This is a genomic window from Actinoallomurus sp. NPDC050550 (assembly GCF_040655075.1).
Lineage (GTDB): Bacteria > Actinomycetota > Actinomycetes > Streptosporangiales > Streptosporangiaceae > Actinoallomurus.
In genome coordinates this window covers 37,418-61,114 of sequence record NZ_JBFAJC010000054.1, presented here as the reverse complement: position 1 = coordinate 61,114, position 23,697 = coordinate 37,418, and the positions used below count along the sequence as shown (strand labels likewise).

The 23,697-nt window shown below is 66.0% G+C and carries 20 protein-coding genes and 1 pseudogene; 13 read left to right on the top strand and 8 right to left on the bottom strand.

The window, feature by feature from the left end:
• The first annotated feature begins 27 nt into the window (after window positions 1-27).
• The 6 genes and pseudogenes from AB0I04_RS44185 to AB0I04_RS44160 all read left to right on the top strand — a co-directional run bounded on the left by AB0I04_RS44185 (window position 28) and on the right by AB0I04_RS44160 (window position 5,553).
• Window positions 28-659, top strand: a pseudogene (locus AB0I04_RS44185) (transposase).
• Window positions 660-1,140: 481 nt separating this feature from the next.
• A complete protein-coding gene (locus tag AB0I04_RS44180) occupies window positions 1,141-2,391 on the top strand; it encodes a PP2C family protein-serine/threonine phosphatase (RefSeq protein WP_360898880.1) in 1,251 nt (416 codons plus the stop codon).
• Window positions 2,392-2,406: 15 nt separating this feature from the next.
• Window positions 2,407-3,474, top strand: a complete 1,068-nt coding sequence (locus AB0I04_RS44175; protein WP_360898877.1) for a TerC family protein — start codon at window positions 2,407-2,409, stop codon at window positions 3,472-3,474.
• Window positions 3,475-3,672: 198 nt separating this feature from the next.
• Complete coding sequence (locus AB0I04_RS44170; RefSeq protein WP_360898874.1) at window positions 3,673-4,257, top strand: DUF5994 family protein; 585 nt, start codon at window positions 3,673-3,675, stop codon at window positions 4,255-4,257.
• 100 nt (window positions 4,258-4,357) lie between these two features.
• Window positions 4,358-4,693 carry an STAS domain-containing protein gene (locus AB0I04_RS44165; protein ID WP_360898871.1) on the top strand — a complete coding sequence of 112 codons (336 nt, stop codon included), beginning with the start codon at window positions 4,358-4,360 and terminating at the stop codon, window positions 4,691-4,693.
• A 221-nt stretch (window positions 4,694-4,914) separates the two neighbouring features.
• Window positions 4,915-5,553, top strand: a complete 639-nt coding sequence (locus tag AB0I04_RS44160; RefSeq protein WP_360898868.1) for a DUF5994 family protein — start codon at window positions 4,915-4,917, stop codon at window positions 5,551-5,553.
• A 56-nt stretch (window positions 5,554-5,609) separates the two neighbouring features.
• Here AB0I04_RS44160 and AB0I04_RS44155 read toward each other — a convergent pair whose 3' ends face one another.
• Window positions 5,610-6,569, bottom strand: coding sequence for a carbohydrate kinase (locus AB0I04_RS44155; protein ID WP_360898865.1), 960 nt, complete (start codon window positions 6,567-6,569; stop codon window positions 5,610-5,612).
• Window positions 6,570-6,873: 304 nt separating this feature from the next.
• On the opposite strand from AB0I04_RS44155, the gene AB0I04_RS44150 reads away from it, so the two are divergent.
• Genes AB0I04_RS44150 through AB0I04_RS44140 form a run of 3 tightly spaced genes read left to right on the top strand, consistent with a single transcriptional unit; the run spans window position 6,874 to window position 10,527 of the window.
• Window positions 6,874-7,911 carry an ABC transporter substrate-binding protein gene (locus tag AB0I04_RS44150; protein ID WP_360898862.1) on the top strand — a complete coding sequence of 346 codons (1,038 nt, stop codon included), beginning with the start codon at window positions 6,874-6,876 and terminating at the stop codon, window positions 7,909-7,911.
• Window positions 7,911-9,470, top strand: coding sequence for a sugar ABC transporter ATP-binding protein (locus tag AB0I04_RS44145; protein WP_360898859.1), 1,560 nt, complete (start codon window positions 7,911-7,913; stop codon window positions 9,468-9,470). Before AB0I04_RS44150 ends, AB0I04_RS44145 begins: the two co-directional genes overlap by 1 nt.
• Window positions 9,460-10,527 (top strand): ABC transporter permease, encoded by a 1,068-nt coding sequence (locus AB0I04_RS44140; protein ID WP_360898856.1) that lies wholly within the window; start codon window positions 9,460-9,462, stop codon window positions 10,525-10,527. Before AB0I04_RS44145 ends, AB0I04_RS44140 begins: the two co-directional genes overlap by 11 nt.
• A 529-nt stretch (window positions 10,528-11,056) precedes the next feature.
• On the opposite strand, the gene AB0I04_RS44135 is transcribed toward AB0I04_RS44140, so the two are convergent.
• Window positions 11,057-12,067: a Dyp-type peroxidase gene (locus tag AB0I04_RS44135; RefSeq protein WP_360898904.1), complete on the bottom strand. Its 1,011-nt coding sequence runs from the start codon at window positions 12,065-12,067 to the stop codon at window positions 11,057-11,059.
• A 230-nt stretch (window positions 12,068-12,297) separates the two neighbouring features.
• On the opposite strand from AB0I04_RS44135, the gene AB0I04_RS44130 reads away from it, so the two are divergent.
• Window positions 12,298-13,620: a right-handed parallel beta-helix repeat-containing protein gene (locus AB0I04_RS44130; protein WP_360898853.1), complete on the top strand. Its 1,323-nt coding sequence runs from the start codon at window positions 12,298-12,300 to the stop codon at window positions 13,618-13,620.
• A gap of 7 nt (window positions 13,621-13,627) precedes the next feature.
• Here the strand turns inward: AB0I04_RS44130 and AB0I04_RS44125 are convergent, their stop codons facing one another.
• The gene (locus tag AB0I04_RS44125; RefSeq protein WP_360898850.1) at window positions 13,628-14,308 is read right to left on the bottom strand and encodes a hypothetical protein; all 681 of its coding nucleotides are present in this window, start codon (window positions 14,306-14,308) and stop codon (window positions 13,628-13,630) included.
• 869 nt (window positions 14,309-15,177) lie between these two features.
• Here AB0I04_RS44125 and AB0I04_RS44120 point away from each other — a divergent pair.
• Window positions 15,178-17,577, top strand: a complete 2,400-nt coding sequence (locus AB0I04_RS44120) for an SdrD B-like domain-containing protein (protein WP_360898847.1) — start codon at window positions 15,178-15,180, stop codon at window positions 17,575-17,577.
• A 92-nt stretch (window positions 17,578-17,669) separates the two neighbouring features.
• On the opposite strand, the gene AB0I04_RS44115 is transcribed toward AB0I04_RS44120, so the two are convergent.
• A complete protein-coding gene (locus AB0I04_RS44115) occupies window positions 17,670-17,792 on the bottom strand; it encodes a hypothetical protein (protein WP_360898844.1) in 123 nt (40 codons plus the stop codon).
• 88 nt (window positions 17,793-17,880) lie between these two features.
• On the opposite strand from AB0I04_RS44115, the gene AB0I04_RS44110 reads away from it, so the two are divergent.
• On the top strand, window positions 17,881-18,990 hold the full coding sequence (locus tag AB0I04_RS44110) for a hypothetical protein (protein WP_360898841.1): 1,110 nt from the start codon (window positions 17,881-17,883) through the stop codon (window positions 18,988-18,990).
• A 632-nt stretch (window positions 18,991-19,622) separates the two neighbouring features.
• On the opposite strand, the gene AB0I04_RS44105 is transcribed toward AB0I04_RS44110, so the two are convergent.
• The 4 genes from AB0I04_RS44105 to AB0I04_RS44090 form a co-directional block, all read right to left on the bottom strand.
• Entirely contained in the window at window positions 19,623-19,862 is a 240-nt protein-coding gene (locus AB0I04_RS44105; protein ID WP_360898838.1) for a hypothetical protein, read from the bottom strand.
• Window positions 19,859-20,257, bottom strand: a complete 399-nt coding sequence (locus tag AB0I04_RS44100) for a hypothetical protein (protein WP_360898835.1) — start codon at window positions 20,255-20,257, stop codon at window positions 19,859-19,861. The genes AB0I04_RS44105 and AB0I04_RS44100 overlap by 4 nt, the downstream gene beginning before the upstream one ends.
• A gap of 618 nt (window positions 20,258-20,875) precedes the next feature.
• The gene (locus AB0I04_RS44095; RefSeq protein ID WP_360898832.1) at window positions 20,876-21,355 is read right to left on the bottom strand and encodes a hypothetical protein; all 480 of its coding nucleotides are present in this window, start codon (window positions 21,353-21,355) and stop codon (window positions 20,876-20,878) included.
• A 256-nt stretch (window positions 21,356-21,611) separates the two neighbouring features.
• Window positions 21,612-22,028 carry a hypothetical protein gene (locus AB0I04_RS44090; protein ID WP_360898829.1) on the bottom strand — a complete coding sequence of 139 codons (417 nt, stop codon included), beginning with the start codon at window positions 22,026-22,028 and terminating at the stop codon, window positions 21,612-21,614.
• 945 nt (window positions 22,029-22,973) lie between these two features.
• Between AB0I04_RS44090 and AB0I04_RS44085 the strand changes: the two genes are divergently transcribed.
• Complete coding sequence (locus AB0I04_RS44085) at window positions 22,974-23,378, top strand: hypothetical protein (RefSeq protein ID WP_360898826.1); 405 nt, start codon at window positions 22,974-22,976, stop codon at window positions 23,376-23,378.
• The last annotated feature ends 319 nt before the right edge of the window (window positions 23,379-23,697 follow it).

Sequence of the window (23,697 nt, the reverse complement as noted above, 5' to 3'; positions counted from 1 at the left end):
AGCGGCTCCCCATCCACCAGCAGGCTACTGCTCGGTACTGCACGCCCTGCAACTCGTCGGAGCAACCGGCGGCCACCGCCGCAGGCTTCAGGCTGCCGTCATCGGCTTCAGGGCGACCGGCCTCGGCGCGGTGACCGCCCTCCCAACGGCAACTCCCGCAACGGCACCTCGGGCAAGAAGGTCCTGACCGGCATCGGCGCCGTCGAGGTCGACGTTCCCAGGGACCGCAACGGGGACTTCACCCCGAAGATCGTGCCCAAGAGCGCCCGCAGGGATTCAACGAACAGGTCCTGTCGCTGTACGCACGCGGGATGAGCGTGCGTGACATCCGCTCCCACCTGGCCGAACTCTACGGAGTTGAGGTCAGCCCAGACCTGATCTCCAAGGTGACCGACGCGGTCGCCGAGGAGATCACCGCATGGCAGAACCGGCCGCTGGAGACCGCCCCGTCTGGCCGGTCATCTACATCGACGCGCTGTGGATCAAGATCAGGGACGGGCAGGTCGTCAACCCGGCCTGTCCATGTCGCGGTCGCTGTCGACCTGGACGGGGCCAAGCACATTCTCGGTCTGTGGATCGGCAAGGACCCCCGCGAGGGGTCCCGGCAGTGGCTGACCATCCTGGGTGAGTTGAAGGCCCGCGGTATCGACGATGTGTAACGGTCCTGGCGGGCGGCCTGGAGCGAGTTCACCCCGTATCTGGCGTTCCCGCCGGAGATCAGGAAGGTGATCTACAGCACGAACGTGATCTAGTCCATCAACGCCCGGCTGCGCAAGGTCACCCGCAACCGGGGCCATTTCCCGACCGAACAAGCCGCGCTCAAGGTGCTCTACCTGGCGGTGACCGAGCTGATCGAGCCGAAGACCCGCGATCGCAACCATGTCGCGCCACACTGGAAGACAGTGTTGAACGCCTTCGCGCTGTACTTCGAAGACCGCCTCACCATTCAGTAGAACCAGGACTTACACGAAATCACGGACACGCCCCGTTTTGATTTATCGACAGGTGGACTGTGTATAGAGAGCGGCGTTACTCGATGAGCATAGGTTGGGGGTATCGAGAGTGTCGATGTCTCGTCCTTTGTAGCGTTCGCTAAGCCGGGACTCCGAGAGACGCTAAGGACAAAGGCTGGTGCGGGAAATGAAGAATGAGCTGGAATCTCGCAAGATCACGGTGGACCGCTCGGAAGGGTTCGGTGAGCGGCTGCTGGGTGTGCTGCTGGACCGGACTCGCGAGATGCCGCCCCACTTGATCGCCCCGCTGGTCGCGGAAGAGGTCGCCAGAATCGGCGGCCGGGACATCTCGATCCTCTTGCAGGACTATGACCAGCTGATACTCGCGCCTCTCCCTGGGAAAGGGCTCACGGTGGGTGCCGCTGAGAGGATCGATGGCTCCCCGGCCGGCCGGGCTTTCCTGCACGCGACCCCCATCGAACAGCCGCTGGCCGACGGCGTACGAATTTTCCTGCCGCTCCTGAACGGCAGCGACGAAGTGGGGGTCATGACGATCACCCTTGACACCGTCAATGACGATGACCGGTTGTTGCTACGGCGACTGGCCGGCCTGGTGGCCGACATGCTGGTGACCAAGAGCAGCTACACCGATCGGTTCCTCCGGGCCCGGCGCCGCGAGCGGATGAGCGTGGCCGCGGAGATCCAGTGGTCGCTACTGCCCCCGCTGACCATGGTCACTCCGCAGGTCTCGGTGGCCGGCATCCTCGAACCCGCCTACGACGTCGCCGGCGACAGCTTCGACTACGCCCTCAACGACGACATCATGCACCTGGCCGTCATCGACGCGATGGGCCACGGCCTGAACGCCGCCGTGCTGGCCACCGTCGCCATCGGCGCCTACCGACACGCCAGACGCGCCGACATCGGGCTCGCAGAACTGTACGCGTTCATGGACACGTCCATCGACAAGCAGTTCGGGCCCGACCAATTCGTCACGGCGCAAATGATGCGCCTGAACATCACAACGGGGTACCTGCAATGGGTCAACGCCGGGCATCCCGCACCGCTGCTGATCCGCGACCACCAGGTGATCCAGAGGCTGGAGAGCCCCGGAACCTTGCCGGTCGGATTCGGGGGCGCCCAGCCGCTGATCAGCGAGCAAATGCTCCGCCCCGACGACCGGGTCCTGTTCTTCACCGACGGTCTCGTCGAGGAGCACAAGACCGGTGGGGAGCAGTTCGGCGAGGAACGCCTGATCGACTTCGTCGAGAGCACTGGGCGCGTCAGTCAGGGTGTGCAGGAGATGGTGCGGGCCCTGTCCCACGCGCTGATGCGAGAACGTGGCGGGACCACCACCGACGACGCGACCCTCTTCCTGGTCGAATGGCGCGGGGGCACCGTCGACCACCTAGAGGGAAGCGGCCTGGACGGCAGGTGAAGGAGGTGGTGGACGGTGAACGGCTTCGCCGTACAGGCCTGGGCCGTGCTGATCGGCCTGATCGTCGCGCTTTTCACGTTCGACCTCCTTGTGGCGGTGCGCCGCCCGCACGCCGTCGGGCTGGTCGAGGCCACCGTGTGGTCGGTGTTCTACATCGCCGTCGCGGTCGGATTCGGGCTGATCCTGTGGGCGGTGGCAGGCGCGCAGGCGGGCACCGAGTACTTCGCGGGCTGGGTGGTGGAGAAAAGCCTGTCGATCGACAATCTGTTCATCTTCTCGATCACCTTCACTCGCTTCGCGGTACCGGCCGAGTACCGGCACAAGATCCTGCTGTACGGCATCGCGTTCGCGCTGTGCCTGCGCGCGGTGTTCATCGCGATCGGGACGGCCGCGATCAGTCTGTTCTCCTTCACCTTCCTGCTGTTCGGCCTGGTGCTGCTGTGGACAGCGGTGCAATTGATCCGCCACCGCAACGAGGAACCCGACGTGGAGGACACGTGGCTGGTGCGCCGGGCACGATCGATCATGCCCGTCGCCGTCGGCTACCACGGTGGCCGGATGCTCGCCGTCGAGGACGGGCGGAGGGTGATGACCCCGGTGCTACTGGTGTTCGTCGCCATCGGCAGCACCGACCTGCTGTTCGCCCTGGACTCCATCCCCGCAGTTTTCGGGGTGACCAACAAACCGTTCATCGTGTTCGCCGCGAACGCCTTCGCTCTGCTCGGCCTGCGCGCGCTGTTCTTCCTCATCGAAGGGCTGCTGGAACGACTGGTCTATCTCGCCATCGGGCTCTCGCTGATCCTGGCCCTTATCGGGGTCAAGCTCATCCTGCTGTTCCTGCATGAGGACGTCACCGAGTCCGTCCCAAAGATCCCCACCTCATTCTCGCTCGCCCTCATCTTGTTCATCCTCATCGTCACCACGATCGCCAGCGTGCTGCGCGTCCGCGCGCACCCCGAAGAGCGCGCACATCCCGGTGCGGTGCGCATCCGTCGCGGCCGACCCGATGACAGCGCCCCGCCGACCTCCAACCACCCCCAGGACGGATCGGCACCCGGCCGAACCCACGCCCCTCCCTCGTGAGGCCGGCGCGGCGCAGACGCCGTCAGGCCGCGAACGTGTGCTCAATGCGGTCTTTACCTCCCGAATCGAGTGATTACAGAACCTGTGGGTAGCCTTTAATTACCGAGGACTTTTCGTGCGTTGGCGGTCAGGTCGGCGTCGCCCCCGGCGATACAGTGTGACTGGACCTTTCGGGGGCCCGGGACAGGCCAGGCGATCATGACGCCGACACTGCTTTCTCACCACACGCCGACATTGCTTTCTCACCACACACCGCTCAGCGCCGTCGCCAGTGCACTCCCCAGAGCCGACTCTCCGGTGAGACTCAGGTTGGACCCTGTCCTTTCCGGGCGGGGCCCGCTGGATGGGGCGTGGTGGCCCCACTCCCATGACGCCGCGGCAGAACTACCCGGCCTCATCGCCGCTGTCGATCAACGGCTGGGCCGGACCACGCTACGCGTCTGCTTGCACACCGACGCCTGGGACCAGATCCCCGGCCGCATTCCGGCCCGGGGACGTCAGATCGAAGTGGGCCGGCGCCACGGCACCGACCCCCGCCTCATCACGCTGATGTTCGCTGGGGCCGATGCAGTCAACCTGTTGATCATGCCGTCGGACAACACAGGCGGTCCGGCCGCGGCCAGGTTCGCCCCCGGCTTCGCGGGCACCGTTGACCATTCCCTCACCACCATCGCCCACCATCCGCTCAGTCAGCCCCTGGCGCGCCGGAACCTGGCGGGCCGACCGGTGCTGAGAACAACACAGCGAACCGCGGCGACGGCCACAGGGCACACCGCTTCCTGAACCGCACATCGGCGGCGACTCGAACCGTACGTACCCGGAACCGGCGGCACCCGGCTGCCAGGCACCCGTCACCCTTCTTCGATCGGATCGGAGGCCGGAAATGACCATCATCGACACCGCCCCATTCGGCAGAGCCGACCCGTCGGCCCCGACGACCATCCAGTTGGTCGGGGATATCGACTTCCTCACCGGCCCTGCCCTGCGTGAGGCTTTGCTGAGCGCCCTTCTGCATAGCAGGAGCCTGCTCATCCTTGACCTGTCCGGCGTGACCTTCTGCGACGCCAGGGGCCTGAGCGTCCTGGCCGGCGTCCAAAACCGCGCCAGATCGATGGGGATCACCCTCGCCCTGACCGCGCCCAGTAGGAACATGTCCCGGCTACTGCGCATCACCGGTATGGACCACAGCATGCCGATGGTGCGTCCATCGGCCGGCTGACGGACCGATGTGGCCGCCGTGGGTCTGCATTCCGGTGCTTCAGACGACGGGCCCCACGGCGCCCAAAAGTGGCGAACCAAAGCACCACATCGGTTCGGTCCGGAATTTTCGGGGTATAACTACAACTACCAAGGGCACTTCGTGCGCCGATAGCCAAGTTGACGTCGTCCTGGGTGTACGGAATCCGGTTCCTTTATCGGGCCGAGGACGGGGCCGATGTTATGGCACCGCATGTTGATCAAGCAGACCTTCTTTCTCCTGACATCCCGCTGGCGTCGCGGCTGAGCCTGGATCCGGCATTGAGGCGCCAGGGAATCCTCGACGGCGGCTGGTGGCCACGCTCGCGCGACGCGGGCGCGGAACTGCCGCTCCTCGTCTCGTCGCTGAACGCACGGGTCGGCGCGATCCTGCGGCTCGGTATCGACGCTCGAGACTGGGATGACATCCCCCGCCGCCTCACGGTCGACGGACACGTCGTGCGGGTCGGACGGTTCGCCGACGTGAACCACAAGATAATCGTGACCCGTGGCTCGCAAGACCACATCATGTTGCTGGTCATACCGCCCAAGGCGTCAACGGCTTCGGCGAAGGCCGCGCTGGCGATGGCGGCCATGGGCAAGAACAGCGGCAGGCCCGAGGAGATCCTCGCCGCCGTCGGCATCGAGGACGAGGCCGGGAGGAACACGCCCCAGGCGGACGATGATGATCATGCCTGTGACCAGGTACTTCGCTCCGCGAATGCCGGAGGCGTACGCCCCATGGTGATCGAGGACGCCCTGCGAGATGAGCGGGGTGAGATCGGCCGCTGGCTCGACGACGGCGCGCCCTCCCCGGGCCTTTCGGCGCGGCATCCGGACTGATGCAGTCGACGCTTGTCTGAGCGCCTTACCCGGGCGTCGGCCAGAGCCGGTTCCGTTCACGCGGGACCGGCGTCGCCGAGCTGGGCGAGCAGGTCGGTGACCGCGGCGGCGGCCGGCGGTTGCGCCCCTGGACGCGTACACGTGATGGCGGCGGCAGCCGACCCGAAGCGCAGCGCGCGGTCCATGGCGCTGGTGCTCACCGTCGGTGGGACGACGTTGAGGCTGTTCTGCGCGAACAGCGAATGAAGCACACCCGCCGTGAACGTATCGCCTGCTCCCACCGTGTCGGCGACGTCGACCGGGACGCTGGGGACATGGACCGGAAACCCGTCCGCGGACACGGCTGTGGCGCCCTGGGCGCCGAAGGTGATCAGGATGAGGCGGTTCCCGTACCGGTCGATCCAGTCACGGGCCGCGTCGAAAGGGTCACGGCCGGGATGGAGCCAGCGGAGGTCGTCGCTGCTGGCCTTGACCACGTGGGCGATGCGCAGCCAGGCGTCGATGCGGTCGCGGTACGCCCGGCGGTCCGGCAGGAGGGACGGACGCACGTTGACGTCGTAGGTGATGACGGTGGCGTGCGCGTGACCTGTCGCCCACGCCAGTAGCACCTCCGCGCCCGGCGGCAGGACGCTCGCCAGCGTCCCGAAATGCAGGGCCCGGGTGGCGGGCGGCAGCCGGTCGGGCAGCTCATGCGCGGTCCACTGCCAGTCGGCGGTGCCCTGGACGTAGAACCGGAAGTCGGGCACCCCTTGCCCGGCGAAGCCCAGGACGGCGAGCGAACTGGGCTCGGTCGCGCTGACCGCGAGCGACAGATCGACGCCGTTCTCCTTAAGATGGCGGCGCAGGCGGCGACCGAAGGCGTCGTTCGAAAGACGGCATGCCAGCGCGACAGGTGTGCCCAGCCGTGCCAGCGCGACCGCGGTGTTGGCAGGCCCGCCGCCCGGCATGGCCCGCCACTGGTCCGGGTCGTCTGCGGGCATCAGATCGATCAATGCCTCCCCGAAGACAACGATCATGGCTCTCTCCCCTTCCCGGATCCGGGCGTGCCTGGCGCAGAGGGGTAGAGTTCGAAAAGGACATCTCTTCCAGGCGTCTGCCTGGGACCGGACGTATTCGAATTGTCACGGGAGGAACGCACGAGGCCTACGGGTCAGGTGCGGAGAATGCGGCTACGGATTCCCATCCGCGAGTCCGTCGCGGTGGGTTCGGTATTCATGATCTTCGTGCGATCGGCGTTCCACCGTTCATTATGAATTTCCCGGCAGCCGCCAGAGATGCCCCCGACAAGAATCTGATCTGAGGTTTTTTCGGGAGGCTGCCATGGCCCGGTCGCGTACCGTCTTCTCGCTCTCCCTCGTCGCGGCCATCGCCTTGGTCGCGCTCGTCATCGGCGTGGTGGCCGGCCGGGCGATCGGCTCGTCCGACGCCTCAGGCGGTGGCAAGGGTGCCGGCGCGGTCGGCGGTAAGAAGATCGATGTCATCATCAAGGCGAGTGATTCCTCCTTCTGGCAGGTCATGCTGGCCGGCGCCAAGCAGGCGGGTGGCGACTTCGGTCTCGCCGTGGGCGCGTTCGCGCCGACGTCCGAGACGAACATCGACGAGCAGGTCCAGCTGGTCGAGAACTCCATCTCTCGCGGCGTCAAGGGGATCGTCATCGCGCCCAATTCGTCGAGCGCGCTGAACTCCGTCATCGGCCGGGCACGTCAGGCGGGAATCAAGGTCATCACCGTCGACAGCCGTATCACCGGACCGTCGGACGGCTTCATCGGAACCGACAACATCAAGGCCGGCGCGCAGGGCGGGCAGCGCATGTGCCAGCTGCTCCAGGCACAGCAGAAGACCACCGGCGTCATCATGATCGAATCATCGGTGGCCGGTATCCAGTCGCTCGTCGAGCGCGACACCGGTTTCAAACAGGGGCTCGCGACCTACTGCCCGGGCATCAAGGCGTCCCTGCAGCGCTTCAACAACAACGACATCAACACCGCCGCCTCGCAGGTGAACGACGCGCTCACCGCCAACCCGAACCTGCTCGGAGTGTTCGCCGACAACAACACGTCGGGAGTCGGCGCGGCCCGGGCGATCAAGGACAACGGTGCTGTCGATCGGATCCCGGTCGTCGCGTTCGACTCCGACCCTCAGGAGAACGCTGCGCTGGCCACCGGAGCGATCGACGCCCTGGTGGTCCAGAACCCCTACTTCTTCGGTTACCAGGGAGTGCTCGGAGCCGCGATGGCGAGTGTCGACCGCATCCCGCCGCGCAACATCGACCCCGGCGCGGTGGTGGTCGACAAGACGAACATGCGTGAGCCCGACGTGAAGCGGCTGCTCGAGCCCCCGACCGCGAAGGTGGGCTGATGAGCGCGTCTCCCGCGCCGGTGGCCGAGCTGCACGACGTGTCGAAGTCGTTCGGCCCGGTCCAGGCGCTCACAGACGTCTCGCTGCGGCTGGTCCCCGGTCAGGTGCACTGCCTGGCCGGGGAGAACGGCGCCGGCAAGTCGACCCTGATCCGGGTGCTCACCGGCGCCCTTCGCCGGGACGGCGGTCGCTATGAGATCGAGGGCGAACCGGTCACCGCGCCGACACCGGCGCACATGCGCGCCGCCGGTGTACAGGCCGTCTACCAGGAGCTGAGCCTGCTCCCGCACCTGTCGGTGGCGGAGAACCTGTTCATGGGCCGGCTTCCGGCGCGCGCGGGCGTCCTCGCCAGAGGTGACCTGCGCCGCCGGGCGCGGACGGCGCTCGACGAGGTTGAGCTCCAGGACCTCAGCCCGGACGCGATCGTCGAACGGCTGCCGGCCGCCACGCGCCAGCTCGTGGAGATCGCCAAGGTCCTGACCGCCGACGCCGTCAAGGTGATCGTGTTCGACGAGCCGACCACCGCACTCACCGAGACCGAGTCCGCCCATCTCATGGAGCACATCCTGCGACTTCGCGACCGTGGAGTCGCGATCCTCTACGTGACCCACCGCCTCGAGGAGATGTTCGAGATCGGGGACTGGGTGACCGTTCTGCGTGACGGCGGCCTGTCCGAGTCCGGGCCGATCGGCGACTACGACGAGGACCGCCTCATCGCCGCGATGGTCGGGCGGGAGGTCAGCTCGCTGTACCCCGAGGTCCACCGGGACGCGGGAATGCCGATGCTGCGAGTCCGTGGGCTGCGTCGCTTCGAACGGTCGCCGAGCATCGACCTCGACGTCGCGGCCGGCGAGATCGTCGGCATCGGTGGCCTGCTGGGTTCCGGCCGCAGCGGCCTGCTGCTGTCGGTTTTCGGAGCCGTCCCGACAGCCGCGGGGCGTGTCGAGGTCGAGGGACGGCGCGTGCGGCCGGGCGGCCCGCGCACGATGATGAGCGCCGGCATCGGCCTGCTCACCGAGGATCGCAAGGTGCTCGGGCTGCTTCCGGAACTGTCGATTCGGGAGAACGTCACCATCGCCAGCCTGCGCCGCGACTCCCGCCGGGGCCTGCTGCCGGGACGCGAACAGAGCCAGGAGGCGGACCGGCTGCTCGACAGCCTGCGGCTGCGCGCCGGCTCATACGACCAACCCGTGTCGACGCTCTCGGGTGGCAACCAGCAGAAAGTGCTCCTCGCCCGGTGGCTGCTCACCCAGCCGAAGGTGTTGATGTTCGACGAGCCGACGAAAGGCATCGACGTCGGCGCCAAGGGCGAGCTCTACACGGTCATCGGGGACCTCGCCGCGCGAGGACTGGGCATCGTCATCGTCTCCTCGTACCTGCCTGAGCTCCTCGGACTCGCCGACCGGATCCTCGTCATGCGGGACGGCGCGATCGCCGGTGAGCTGGGCCGGTCCGCCTCGGAGGAGGACGTGCTCCATCTGGCCAGCGGTGACGGAGGCAAGGCATCCGCGGATGCGGTGGCCGACGACGGTACGGAGGAGGCCGACCGTGATTCCTAAACTGATCTGGCGGGAGCCGATCCCCACGACGACGATCACGAGCGGGGCATCGGCCGCCTCGGGGACGGGCGGCGCCGCGCCGGCTGTGGCCCAGCCTCGGCGGCGGGTCGTCACTCTCGGGGACATCACCGGCCGAGAGAGCGGCGGACTCGTCGTGCTGCTCGTCGCGGTCGGCATCCTCACGCTGACGAGTGATGAGTTCCTCACCGCGGGCAACCTGTCCAATCTCGCCCGTCAGGTCGCGATCTTCGGCATCATCGCGGTCGGCGAGCTGCTGGTCATCCTCACCGCCGGCATCGACCTGTCCGTCGGATCGGTTCTTGGACTGTCCGGGTGCGTGACCGCGCTACTCCTGGTCCGTGGGATGCCGATCCTGGTGGCGTTGCTGCTGGGAGTGGCGCTCGGCACGGTGCTCGGCGCGATCAACGGCCTACTCGTCACACGCGCCAAGCTGCCGCCGTTCATCGCGACCCTCGGCATGCTCGGCATCGCCCGTGGTGCGACCCTGGTGATCACCGATGCGAAGACCGTGCAGGGCCTGCCGACCGGCTTTCAGACCATCGCGAACGGCACCGTCCTCGGCATCCCCAACCTTCTGATCATCGCCGTGCTCGTCACGGTCGTCGCCTGGTTCCTGCTCACCCGCACCGTCTTCGGACGCTATGTGTACGCCGTCGGCTCGAACCCCGAGTCGGCCCGTCTGGCCGGTGTCCCGGTCCGCACGGTAACGATCTCCGTGTACGCGATCTCCGGCCTGCTCGCCGGCCTGGGCGGGATACTGCTGACCTCCCGCCTCGGCGCGGGCATCCCCACCGCGGGTACCGGGTTCGAGCTCAACGCGATCGCCGCCTGCGTCATCGGCGGCGCGAGCCTGTTCGGAGCGAAGGGCAGCGCGATCGGCGCCGCGACCGGCGCACTGATCATGGGCGTCCTCAACAACGGCGGCAACCTGCTCGCCATCAACGCCTTCTACCTGCAGATCGGCATCGGCGTACTGATCCTTGTAGCCGTCGGCTTCGACCAGCTGAACGCCCGCCGGGCGGCTTCATCCGGCTGAAGCAGGAAAGCGCCTGTGCGAGTCGTGTAGACCCGCCGCATGCGCACCGCTCCGCCCTGGACCGATCGGCGATCGATGCGCTCAGCCCGGCCACCGTGCTGGAGAAACAGGCCGTGCCACGCTGGCACGACCCGGCACCGGAAGCTTGCGTCCACGGGCGTGGTGCACGAGAGCGAAGGCGCGCTCTCGGAGGCAGGGATTCGGTCACGTCGCGATCGCGGCGGATCGCGTGCTGCGGTGACGGCGGGCGCGGCGCGGCTGCGCTCCGCACAGGATGACCTGGTCAGGAGTAGGTACGAGCAGTTCGCCGTGCACGCGCCGATACCCCCACCGGGGTTTGATGCGCCCCGCGTTTTCCGGACAGCTGCTTAACGGTCTACTCCCCCTGTACCTGCAGGTCAGCGCCCGGACCGGGTTTTCGAGCGGTACACGCCTGCTGCTCCCCGTACTCGCGGAGATGTTCCCGGATCGTCGACAGTGCGGTGAAGCGGAAGCGGATGGAGCGGCCGTGCAACCGTTGTCGGCCTGTTCAGTGGAAGAGCTGGGCACCAAGCGGGTGTTGTTGGTCGAAACCGGGAAGTATCAGGAAGGTCCCGCTGGCGGTCGTGGTCGTGAATTTCACCAGCGCGTCGGAATTATCCATATTGGTGAGGGTGTTGGTGAATGTTCGTATGTCGTTCTGGAAGCTCATGAAGAGCAGGCCGGGGGCGGGTTCGTCGGTACTGTAGGAGCGACGGAGCATGAGGCCGACGCCGACCGCGTTGGCGTTCGCTCTGCGGACGTGGGCGTCTGCCGGGACGAGGTAGCGTCCGTCCGGCGTTTTGGCGCCGAGGTCCGGGCCCGAGGCGATGGTGCCACCGGAGAGGGGCACGCCAGTGGCTCGGTGTCGGCCGAAGACGGCCTCCTGGTCGGCAACGGACAGCGTGGCGAACCGCGGTAGGTCGAGTTCCATACGTCGTAGTACGGCAAGGGTGCCACCGGCGACCGGAGCCGGCCCGGCCAACCATAGGTGGCGTTGTTGTTCGGCCGTCGTGTGGGGGCCAACGATGCCGTCGATGAAACCGAACAGGTTTCGTGGCGCGGTAAGACCTTGATCCACTGGAACGTTCGAACCGCGGACTCCGGACTGCCGCCAGCGTTCGTGTATCCGGTCACCAGCCTGGTTCAGGAGTGCGGCAGCGACGATCGGTATTACCAAGGCGTCGCTGGCGCAGATCTGTATCAGCAGGTCACCGCCGCGTGCCTGTGGGGCGATCTGCTCGCGGGAGAATCGTGGGAGGTCTGCTGCGCCGGGCAGGGAAGGATCGACCATACGCACCAGTCGGGGGCCCACCCCGATCGTCACGGTGAGATCGCCCGGCAGCAGACCCAGCAGTCGTGTATCGGTCCCCGAGGTGAGTGTGCGGATGGTCTGGCCGAGTTCGGCCAGCAACGGGCCGGCAGCCACGACATCATCGACGTCGGCCACCACGGCCAGCAGGTTCGGTTGGGCCGGTCGCGGGAGCGTGATGCCCGCCTGGTACCGGCCCGTTGGTGACACCGACGGGGTCGGCGCAGGGGCATCGGACCGATCTGGCTGCGCGGACCGCGATTCGCACCCGGCGGTGAGGCCGGCGGCCGCCACGGTGCCGGTGGCACTGAGGAACGCGCGGCGTGACGGGTGGGAGTGGGGTGAGCGCACAGTGTGAACAATGCCATATCCGTCCTGACGCCGCCGAATCCGGCCGACGTCCGTGCCAGGATGCGGCCATGCCTCGTTTCGGTCCTCGGGTGTTGGCCGCCGTGCTGGGCACACTGGCACTCGTACTGGTCGGCTGCGGCGCCGACGATGACGGATCGAGCCACGGCCGACGACCGTCCGGTGTGCACGTGACGATCAAAGTGCCGGCTGACGCCCCGACGATCTCGGCTGCGGTGTCTCTGGCTCAGCCCGGTGATCTCGTGTTGGTCGCGCCGGGCGTTTACCACGAGTCGGTGAAGATATCCACGGCTCGCATCACTCTTCGTGGCGAGTCTCGGGACAAGGTCGTCATCGACGGGCGGTTGCAGCAGCCGAACGGCATCGTCGTCGCTGCTCCCGGGGTAGCCGTGGAGAACCTGACCGTGGAGAACAACACGCAGAATGGGGTCCTGGTCACCGGTTCGGCGAAGGCGGTTGCCGGATTGCCGGGGCGGTCGGGCGGCTACGACACCGGCGATGAGCCCGTCGCCTTCCTGAAATCGTTCTTGGTCTCCTACGTGACCGCGACCCGCAACGGGCTGTACGGCATCTACGCGTTCTCCGCGCAGGACGGTGTCATCGAGCACTCGTACGCGTCAGGCGGGGCCGACTCGGGGATCTACGTCGGACAGTGCAGGCCCTGTCACGTTGTGGTGCGGGACAACATTGCCGAACTCAACGCGGTCGGTTACGAAGGCACCAATGCCAGTGGCGACATGTACGTGGTCGGTAACCGCCTTGTCGGTAACCGGGTCGGACTCACCACCGACTCCGACCACCAGGAGAAGCTGCTCCCGCAGCAGGGTGCCGTCATCGCGGGCAACCTGATCGCGGCCAACCAGCAGACGGCGACCCCCGAACAGGCCGACGGCGGGTGGGGCATCGGCGTCGGCATCGATGGCGGCACCGACAACCGGTTCGTCCGCAACCGAATCGCCGACAACAGCAACGCCGGGCTGGTGATCACCGCAACCGCTGACATACCGCCGGACGGCAACCAGATCCTGGACAACACCTTCGCCGCCAACGGCGTTGACGTCGGCTGGACGTTCCCCACCGCCACGCGGGGACGGAGCAATTGCCTGCACGGCAATGATCTACGAACCACGGTGCCAGCCCATCTCGCGACAACCGCGTCCTGCCCGCTTCCCGCCCGGTCGTCCTCGCCGTCCGGAACGTGGGCGAGGCCGCCGGCACCTCGCGGTATTCCGTTCACCAATGTGGCGGTGCCTGGCACTCAGCCACAGTTCCCAAACGCCACCACCACGGGCGCCACCGCTGTTCCGGCCGTTCCAGCCCTACCGGACACGACAGGCGTCCCGCTGCCGTCGGCGTCACTGCTCGCCGCAGGCGCGCGTGTGCAGACATCCTGAGCGGCGGTTACCGCGTCGGGGTGACTCCGGGTACCGGCCGGACCGGAACGTACTTCTGGGTGTCAAAATCGATGACCACAGGCTGCGATTCGGAAGCCACGCCGATGCGAACCCGGTACATGGTGCCGTCCGAGCCGATCCAGTAGCGCACGGAACCCGCCGTGCCGGACGTGGCACGGGCGCTCGGCCCGGTCATGACGTCCACCTGATGGCCGTTAGACCGGCCCTGCCCAACCCAGACGGCACCGTTCTGTGGCAGTAGTTCGGCATTGTCCGGCCGGTCGCTACCGAGACTCAGCGCAATGGCCAGCGAACTGTCCAGCGAACTGCCGGACGTTCGCAGCGGACGGCCGTACCAACCCGACCCTGGCGGCGATGCCGGTGCGTCCCCCGGGGCGTCCGCCATCGGGTGGACGAACACGGTGGTGGCCGTCCACTCGATCAGCCCGTTGCTGGACGTATCGCGCCCGGTGCCGTGCACCGCGCCGTAACCGAGCTTGCCGCGGTAGTCGATGGATCCGGTGATGATCAGCCTGCCGGCGGTGCCCGGCACGGTGATCGTCACGGCGCGGCCGCCCGCCTGGTAGTTGCGGAACCGCGTGATCGCCAGACGGTTCGCCTGATCCGAGGTCAATGCGCGCGGAAGGGTACGGGCGGAGCCACTGTTTGCGACCAGGAGCGCGGCCACCGCGACAGCCGCACTGGCGATGACGGCTACCACCCAGCGTGGCCGCAGCCATCGGCGCCGACCGGCCGCGCGCCGCGAGTGACTCTGCCGGGTTCTTATGCTCCGCACGCGGCGCAACGCTAACACGTTCCGCGCATTCATCCCCCGATTTCCTCCGATCTTACTCTTGGCGCACACGCGGTACAGTATTGTGTTCGGTGGGTGCTTGGGATGACCATACTGACTCTGTGTTGTTTCCGTGAGTCGTTAACTTGTGGCGGGTTCGGGATGAATGTCGCGCCCTGCCCAGGTTCCCGACTGGTGAAGGCAGGGTTCGACGGCATCGAGTTACGGCATGCGCGCCGCTGACGCATGGCATATGGCGATTGGCGCTGGGGGTGATTACGCGGTGATTGAGTTGCGCAGCAAACCGCGCAAACGGAGCGGGGATTCGGTGCACCGCGGGCGCTTCCATCGCCCCGATCGGCACCGTTTTCTACCGTGCATACCCCACGGAAGGCCTGAGCAAAGTCCCGCCCCAGGCCACGAACGCGCGTGCGTTTACTGACCCGCGCGCCTACAGCTACCACAGCCTGGATTCGCCGGTTGTCATGGGCGCCCTCACGCGCGGCGGATTCCGCCTGAACCTCCAGGACAACCATGAAACCAGGCCCACGGAAACAGCGGTGGGCCCCTTTTTCGCGGCCGACGTGTCACCCGGGGCCGCGAAGCGGATGCGCAGCTCGACGCGGGTGTCTGGTTCACCTGACAAGGGAGTGTGATGGCCTATGGGCCGAGTCGATAGAAGATCGCACCGGACAGCCGGGAAGCGTAGTACGGGCCCGCTGGCGCGAGTGGGCTTTAGCGTTCTCTTGCTGTTCGGTAGCACCATGGGCGCGACGCCTGGGACGGCCGCCGCTTCGACTGGCGACGGCACACTGACAGTTCAGGTACTGCGGGATTTCTTCGGCACCGGCGTGATCAACGCGACCATGGATGCGCCGCAGCGGGGCATGAAGGTTCAGATCACCGACCCGGTCGGCCATCAGGTCACCGGCATCACGGATGCCACCGGAAAGGCGGTGGTCTCCCGGTCGACCGCGCTGGCCGGCGGCCACTACCGCGTGGATGTCGCCGTCCCGGCGCCGTACAGTAAGTATCTGCGCGCGGCGCCGGCCTCGACGGCGGCAAACCACTTCGACAGCTTCACGACGTTCGTGGACGTGTCGGGCGGCAAGAACGCCTCGGTGATCACCGGGGTCTGGGACGCGGCCGACTACGCGCTGCCGGACTCGCGGTACTTCGTGCCGATCCAGAATGGTCCTGGCGGGACAGACACCCGGTCATTGGTGGCGTTCGGGACGAACGTTCGGGGCACGTGTCCCGACCACGCGACGTGCCCGGCCACGATCGACACGCAATCCCAGGTGGGCACGACGTTCGCGCTGGCCTACGACAGGTACCGGCACCGGCTGTTCCAGGGCGCGTTCGCCCGGCGGTACACCGCGTACGGGCCGAGGGGCGGTGACGCGATCTACGCCGTACCGGCCAACGGCGGGGGCGCGCCGACCCTGTTCGCGAAGGTGCCGGGCGCCGCGGTGACGCCGCACGACACCGCCAACATGAAGAAGGACGGTGGGTTCACCAACGCGCCAGGTAAGGAAAGCATCGGCGGCCTGGCTCTGTCGGAGGACGGCTCGACGCTGTACGCGGTGGACCTACGGACTCGGACCCTGGTCAGCTTCAACGCGACCAGGGCCTCCGCATCCGCACCCAAAGCGACGGTGCCCATCCCGAATCCGGGCTGCGCGGCGCGCACCGACTGGCGGCCGTTCGGACTTACCACGCATGACAACACGCTCTACGTCGGCGGCGTGTGTGACGCGGAGAGCACGCAGAACCGCGCAGACCTGAAAGCCGTCGTCTACGCCTACGACGGCAAGCGATTCGCCACGGTGATGACCCATCCGCTTACCGGCGAGCGCGGTTACGTCTATGCCGGTGCCGCCGGAGTTGACCGGGCCAACCACTGGAACCCGTGGAACACCAACCTGTTGACCTGGGACAACTTCAAAAGCAACAATGTCTTCGTCGATCCGCAGCCCGAGCTCGCCAGCCTCGCCTTCGCCCGTGACGGTTCGATGATCCTCGGTTTCCGCGACCGGTTCATGGACGTTCTCAGTTGGGGTGGACAGGACCCTCGACCGCTCATCGACACCTCAGAAATGGGCATGTCTGGTGGTGACATCAACATGGCCTGCGCCAAGCCCACCGGTGGATACTCGTGGGAAGGTACCGGAAATTGCCCCAACCACGCCAATTACGCCACCGACGGCGGCGAGAACAGCGGCGTCGTCGAATACTTCCCGGGCGACTACGTTCGAAACAACGGCGCACCGAACCAGCCCGAAGGGGTGCACAACGAAGCCGCCCAAGGGTCGGTCGCCTACATTCCGCAGCAGCAATGGGTCATCAGCACGGAGATGGACCCGACCGACAACTACGCCGCTGACGGGACCGGTTACTACAACATCCAGACCGGTCAAGGGCCCGGCAACAACCATTCCGCCAACGGGTACCAGTTCGTCAGTCCGAGCCAGAACGGGTTCGGTAAGGCCGGTGGGCTCGGCGATGTCGCATATGCGGCGGCGAATGCGCCGATCCAGATCGGTAACCTGGTGTGGTTTGACGGCGACCACAATGGGATCCAGGATCCGGCGGAAGTGCCGCTGCCGAGCGCGACGATCAATCTGTTGAGCGCCAGCGGCAAGCAGGTCGCTACGACCAAGACCGATGCCGCCGGCGAGTACTACTTCGGTGGGGTCGGCGCCGCCTACCAGCTCACGCCGGGTGCGAAATACACGGTGCAGTTCGACGTGTGTACCGCGAACACCAGCAAGGTGCAAGGTCAGCCGCCGGCCACCAAGCTGCGGTTCACGCTCCCGCTGGCCGGTAACAACCGGGCACATGACTCCAATGTGATCCCGCCGACGACCGGACAGCTGTGCGACGGACACGCGCCTGTCACGGCGCCGGGCAAGTCGGGAGAAGTTGATCACACGATCGACGCCGGCGTGTACCTCCTCAAGGCACCGCCGACTTCTCCGCCTCCAACCTCTCCACCGCCGACCAAGCCGACCAAGCCGACCAAGCCTGGCGGGCCCGGAGGTCACCTGCCCTTCACAGGTATGTCCCACCTGCTACTGATGATCGCTATCGGTGCCTTGCTGCTCGGTGCCGGCACGGCAATCGTCTTCGTGAGCCGGAAGCGTCGCGCCAGGCAACACTGAAACCACGCTGAAAGACGGGTAATCTGCCCGCCCACGATCCCCAGTGGGCGCGGGCGGGCAGACGACGCCTTCGGATCACGTTCGGTGACCGGTCAATCGACGTCGCGGGCGCTGGACGTCCGGCCCATATGACTCGTCGCGGTGAGGGCCGCCCCCGCCGTCGTCTCATGGCCGACGGCGGGGGCGGAGAGCACTCGCAGCGGCGTGAACGACACAAACGGCAGCGCACTACTCTCGAGGAGTAGTTTTAGTATCACCTTTAGTGACTATCATGGCGAGAAGCGCGCTGGATATCGTCCGCACATGCCCCTCGACGCCGCCGGCACTTGGCCAACTCCTACCTCGCCCGCGTGGGATGTGACCTGCCGGGTCACCGTGGAGGAGGTCGCCGAGATAGCGGCCACCACCGACCCTGTGCTGCGCAATCTGCGCATCACCCAGGCCTACCACGACCTGTCGATCGAGATGGCCGAACTGCTGGGTCCTGACAACGTCAGCTGGTGTTGCTTTGGAACCTGGGCTTCACGCACGGCCGGCCGCTTCATCCGCGGTGAGGGCATCCCGCGGATGGTCCGCCTCATGACGGCCTTCGCCCACCGTGTTCCCGAGCGTATCCAGGCGGTCGGTCCTCAACTGGTCGCCCGCGCCGTCCGGCAGGTCGGCGATAACGTCTCTATCGGTAACCGCATGGTGTTCCAGGACTTGGGGTTGCTGTACGCCCAACTGATCCAGGAGTACACAGGCGCCGCCGACCCCACTGCCCAAGACCACGCGCTCGAACGCTGCGTTGCCGCGGTGGGTACCGACGCGACCGGACAGGGCGGCCGGGAACTGCTGATCGCCGCCGTGCACAGCTATCACGCCGCCATGCGCGCCCGCGACGCCGCCGAACGCGCTGAGCACATCCTGCTGGCCAATCTGCGAATCGGTCTGCACGAGCAGATCCGCTTGCAAGAGACCATCACCGAGGCGCTGGTTCCGGTGCAGGTTTCCCCACTTGCCTCGCCCATGCTACGTAAGCGCCTGACACAGCTGTGGCGGACCATGGCCACCGCCCACCTGATGGACCTCCGGATGCCCGCCCCCGACTTCCAGCAGACCCGCCGCCTCACCATTCAGCACCTGGGCGCCGACATCGGCCGGGCCGCCCTCGCAGTGACCTTCCCGCCCGACCTGACCCATCTTTCCAACATCGAACTCAAGGCGTTGCTATACGACATCGACCGCACCCCCAACACCGTGCTGGGCAGCGCCGCCGACGACTGGGTCGAACTAAGCGACCGGATGAACTTCATAGCGGACCTGTTCCGATCCTGGCAACAAAACCAGAGCCTGTTCCAGCAACCGTTCACTCCCGACCAAGCCACGGCCATCCGCGCCGGAACTCTTCCTACACCCATCCCACCCCTATAAATGAGCGTTCGGTTGTTCCCGATGGGGCTGAGTAGATGCGATGCATAGTTATCCAAGCCGGGCTTTGAGGAGCCGGCCGAAGAACACCTCTCCCATCCCACCCGCACCCAGCCGCGCCGACAGCACATAGTCACCGACCCTGCCCGGGTCACCCGGCCGCAACGGACCCATCGGCATTACCGCGACCTCGCAGCGGACGCCAGCAGAGCATGAAGGCGCGGAACGGGAATGCTCCGATGGGCCGGGACACGAGGGTCTCACCCGCCGCGCGTCCCTCTCCCCCGCCAGAAGTGAATCGTCGAATCGAAGGGCTGCTCGACGGGGATTCTGCGCTTGAGTGGAAGATCCTCTGATGGGGGAACTTGGCGCTTAGTAGATCCGAGGCACCTCATACACATTAGTGAGCGGGAAAATCATTTCCATCGCCAGTGGTATCCGCCTCGTTCGAAGTACGGGGTGGCCAGGACGTGATGGATCTGGGCCCATGTCCGCAGTGTTTCCCATGGCACAGGCCGCAGGTCCGTGAGCTGTTGGGTGAGTTCGGCGTTGTAGATGTCGAGTGCGGTTCGCGCTTCAAATTGAGGGCGAAGGCCTCGCCGTAATGAGTGGCGAGGCCTTCGGTGGTATGTCCTTCAGTCGATGCGGGAGTCGACCTTGATGCCCTTGATTCCGGCTTGGGTGAGGCCTGCGGCCAGGGCCTGGCTGTAGGCGAGGCGGTGGGGCAGCGACTGGTGGAGGTCCGGGTCGCCGCCGGCCAGCTCCCGGCATTCGTCCTCGGTGTGGATGGTGACGCCGGGCGAGTCCTCGATGCGGTAGCCGTAGCCGACGTCGGAGAGCCGGCGGGCGAAGCCGGTCCGGGCCGGGACCGTCACGCGTTCGGACCAGGGCAGTAATCGGTGACGCCGTTGCGCTCGTTGGTGCCGGTGGAGAACTCCCACCAATCTGTTGCGATGGGCACTTCTCTACCGCAGCCCGGATAGCCCTTCAGTGAGGCCCACGCTCTGAACTTTTTAGGTGCTGCATAGTAGTCAATGTTGACTGCGTGAGCGATTGCTTGACAGCCAGACTCACATTGGCCACTGGGGCCTTCTTGGCCATTCACCTCCGCTTTACCGAAGGGGAAGTTGCCAAGTTCGTCCTCGATGCCAACCGTCAGGGTGAACGTAGGCTCATACCAATTCACGTGCGGAGCGTCGAAATTCATTGTGGCGTAGACGAACCGATTACCGGCCGCACAGCCGTTGTACCAGAGCTGGACATGGGCCACTGGAACCCAGCGGCGATAGAAGTCGTTGTAAGTGAGGGCGTATTGCGGGTTGCTGATGGGAATCGTGTCGCACGCCTAGGCAGGCGAGGCGGTGGTGAAAACCATCGCGACGAGCGAGCCACAGGCGAGTACCGGGACAGCGAGTAGCGTGCCTAGACGCCGCAACCATCGAGCCTTGATCATGTCGTTACCTTAACATTATCAGATGTGCCGACGATATAGGCTCCCACTATTATCCAGATATTAGAGGTGGCCTATTACCGGGAGTATTTAATACGGGACGTGCGACAGCGGCCGGTAGTACTTCCCCAGCTGCGCGCCGAAAACTTCGTCCGCGCAGGTGAGAGCCATGATGCCTGGCACCCCGACATCGGACTTCGTCGCTCTGATTGAGCACGCGAATAGCCACGGATAAGGTGGTCGTCACGGCATGACGACCGGCCGTGCTGTTGCGACTGGCCTACCTGACGGTGACGAATATGTTTGCGGTCCTACGGCTTCTTCCGGTGAGCGATCGAGACAAGGACGTGGAGATACTCGCGCTGCGGCATCAGATCGCGATCCTGGAACGCCAACTGGGCGAAAATCGTCCTCGGAGTAAAGGTCGCCGCCTCGTGTTCAGAAGCACATACTGGGGGATTCCACGTCGCCGACCTCGCCGATCCTCGAATCGAGCATCGTGGTCTTGGCGTAGTAACAGAAGTCGGAGACCGGGGGCACCGGCGGCGAATACTGCCGGTTGGTGTAGACGTTTCCTGGATAGACAGGGAACCAGGTCTTGGTACTGGACTGCCAGTTCACCGCCCCGCACCGGTTCAAACACTGCTGGCGGCCGACCTCAGCGGACAGGTACACAAAAGTGGAGCCGTTCCACGCGTCGACGTCGGCCCACACCTCAGGCTGCCCGCCGACCGAGCTGTAGTCGTAGTAGTCGATGCACGGCTGTACCGTCCAGGTCACGCCACCCACCGACAGCGTGTACGGGTACCGGCAGTGACTCTCGAGCTGAGGGCTGGCCTGGGCGGCCGTCGGCACGGCGACCAGCAGTGCCGCTGAGGCGAGCGGCAACGTGAGAAGTGAGACCAGTTTCTTCGGCATGGGTGGCCTTCCTCTAGATCATCAACGTTGACCGGTGTCGCGGTCGGTCTCGTCGTACATCTTGCGGGCCCGCTCCATCTGGGTCGCGGTCATCGCGACCGGCCACCCCCTTACGACCCCGGGCGCGGGAGGCGGCCAGTCCCTCCTGGGTGCCCTCCACGATCAGCTCACGCCGGAACTGTGGACCACTCATCGATCGCGCCCATGAGGTGGAAAACCAGCCGCCCGACCGGGCTGGTGTCGATCCCCCCCTTGCTCATCCGGCGGACAGGTTGAGGATGATGGGGGCTCCGCCGGGGCCTGGCGCGCCGCCTACGTTCAGTTCAGCGTGGAAGGCGCAGGCGGGTGAGTAATTGCCGCCCCAGCTCGCCGGGCCGGGCGGGGCGACGGCTGCGAAGCCGGAGGTGCCGCCTGGGCATTGGACTGTGTAGGAGATGGTCGCGGCTGCCGCGCCGGAGTCGGTGTTGCGGGCGGTCCAGGAGAAGGTGTCGGTGGCCTGGTCGTGTGGGGTTTTGCAGATCTGCAGGTACCAGCCGTGTGCTGGCCCGGAGACGACCGATCCGGATTTGCAGCCGGTTTCGGCGTTGGCGGCCGAGGTGGTGGCGATGGTGAGACCTGCGGCGGCTGTGGCGATGACAGTGGCGGCGATGTGGACTCGACTCAGAGTGTCCATGGCGATTTCCTTCCTGTCGGCTGGTTGTGGCCCATTTCCGAGATTCGTCGACACAGGTAATAGACATCGGCCGGCGGCGGAACTGGGCGGTCTCGGCCTGGGCCCACTGGTACAACACCCAGCCGCTTTGTGCCGATGGCGTACTTGGAGCCCTTGCGGTGGTTCAGGTAGAGCGCGACCTGGTAGTCGAAATCGACGGGCCCCGTGAGGCGGCACACCTGACGTCGTCGGCATACGCCGCGCCGGGGGAGCACGGCTATGCTCGCAGCAGTGCAGAAGGCGCCGCTGCGACCACAACAGGCCCGCTAGTGAACTTCATCGCTCTCAATTCTTCTCGGCCCGATACGCGTCGCCATTATGCGCACCGGCCAAGGGAGGTGCGATCGTTTAAGTCCACGACTTAAACGATCGCCCGCGGTCCCCGTCGCCGGCTCGGTTCCATGGCCTGATCCGGCCAGACCTTGATCGCGCTCTCTCTACGCCTTCTACGCTGGAAATCGTTCTGATACGTCTTCGGGGGCGTGATGTGACGACGATCGGCTATCCCGCCGTGGACCTGACCCAGACCAGGTTCGCGCTCTCACCACTCGGCCACCTCGTACACCGCGTCCACGATTCAGCGTGCAGCCGTGGCTCCTCACTCCGCCGCGCCTGGTGGCACACAGCGTGGCAGGACATCGCGGAGTGCGCCCGGTGAGCAACAGCGACATCGTGACCGTGCTCACCAGCACGCTAATAGGTGAGCAACGGTCCATATCGGCCGTGACCAGCCCGGGAAGCCAGGCATCGGAATCCGGTCGCGCAGGGATCGTGACCCGATCGCGCCATGGCACTTTCTGGCCACCGGCGACCTCTTCCATCTCGCCAAACCGCACGGAAAACTCTTCATCGCAACATTCCCGGGCACGGAGGAATTTTCCGTTCAGGCGCTAACGGAGAACAGGCATGAAGAAACTCGTTGGCCTTGTATCGGCGGTGGCCTCACTCAGCATCGCCACGATCATCGGATCTGCTGGGGCGGCCAGCGCTAACACCGACTCATACACCTATGACCATGTGGAGGTCGGCGCTGCCAACAACGGGGGCTCCCCCGAGGTGTGGATTTGCAGCGATCAGTCCGCGCGGAATTCATTCTACTTCTGGGTTCACTCCGTGGGAACTGGCAGCAACCTGACCATGTACAACGCAACCACGCATCAACCGATTTACTCCGACAACGAGGTCTTCCTGGAGTTCCTGAACCCGGGCGAGTGCCACTTCTACCTCATTCAGGCAGAGTACGAGGTGCAGGTGTATGCGAAGACGGGCAACATCACCATCGGCACCGACCCCATCCCGTGGAGCCAGTGATGGTCAACGCCACCGCAGCCCCGGCCACGGCTGATTCAAACTCAATGCCGAGAACATAGGGCTGCGGGCAGGTTGGCCCTCTTGGGCCGCTTGAGCTTCGCGGTGGCGTAGCGCTACACCGTGGGCGGGAGGTGTCCAGCTGGGCCGCCACGACAGCCCTGGAGCCTTTGGCGCGTGACAGGAGGAACCGCGCTTCGCCGTCACGCTCTTTGGCACCGGCCGGGTGAGCACGGCCCGCTCCTCGGCCTCCAGACCGTCGTGAATCTGCCCGCGTGCCAGCGACATGCCTACCACCCGCCTCGTCAGTGACGGGCGACCG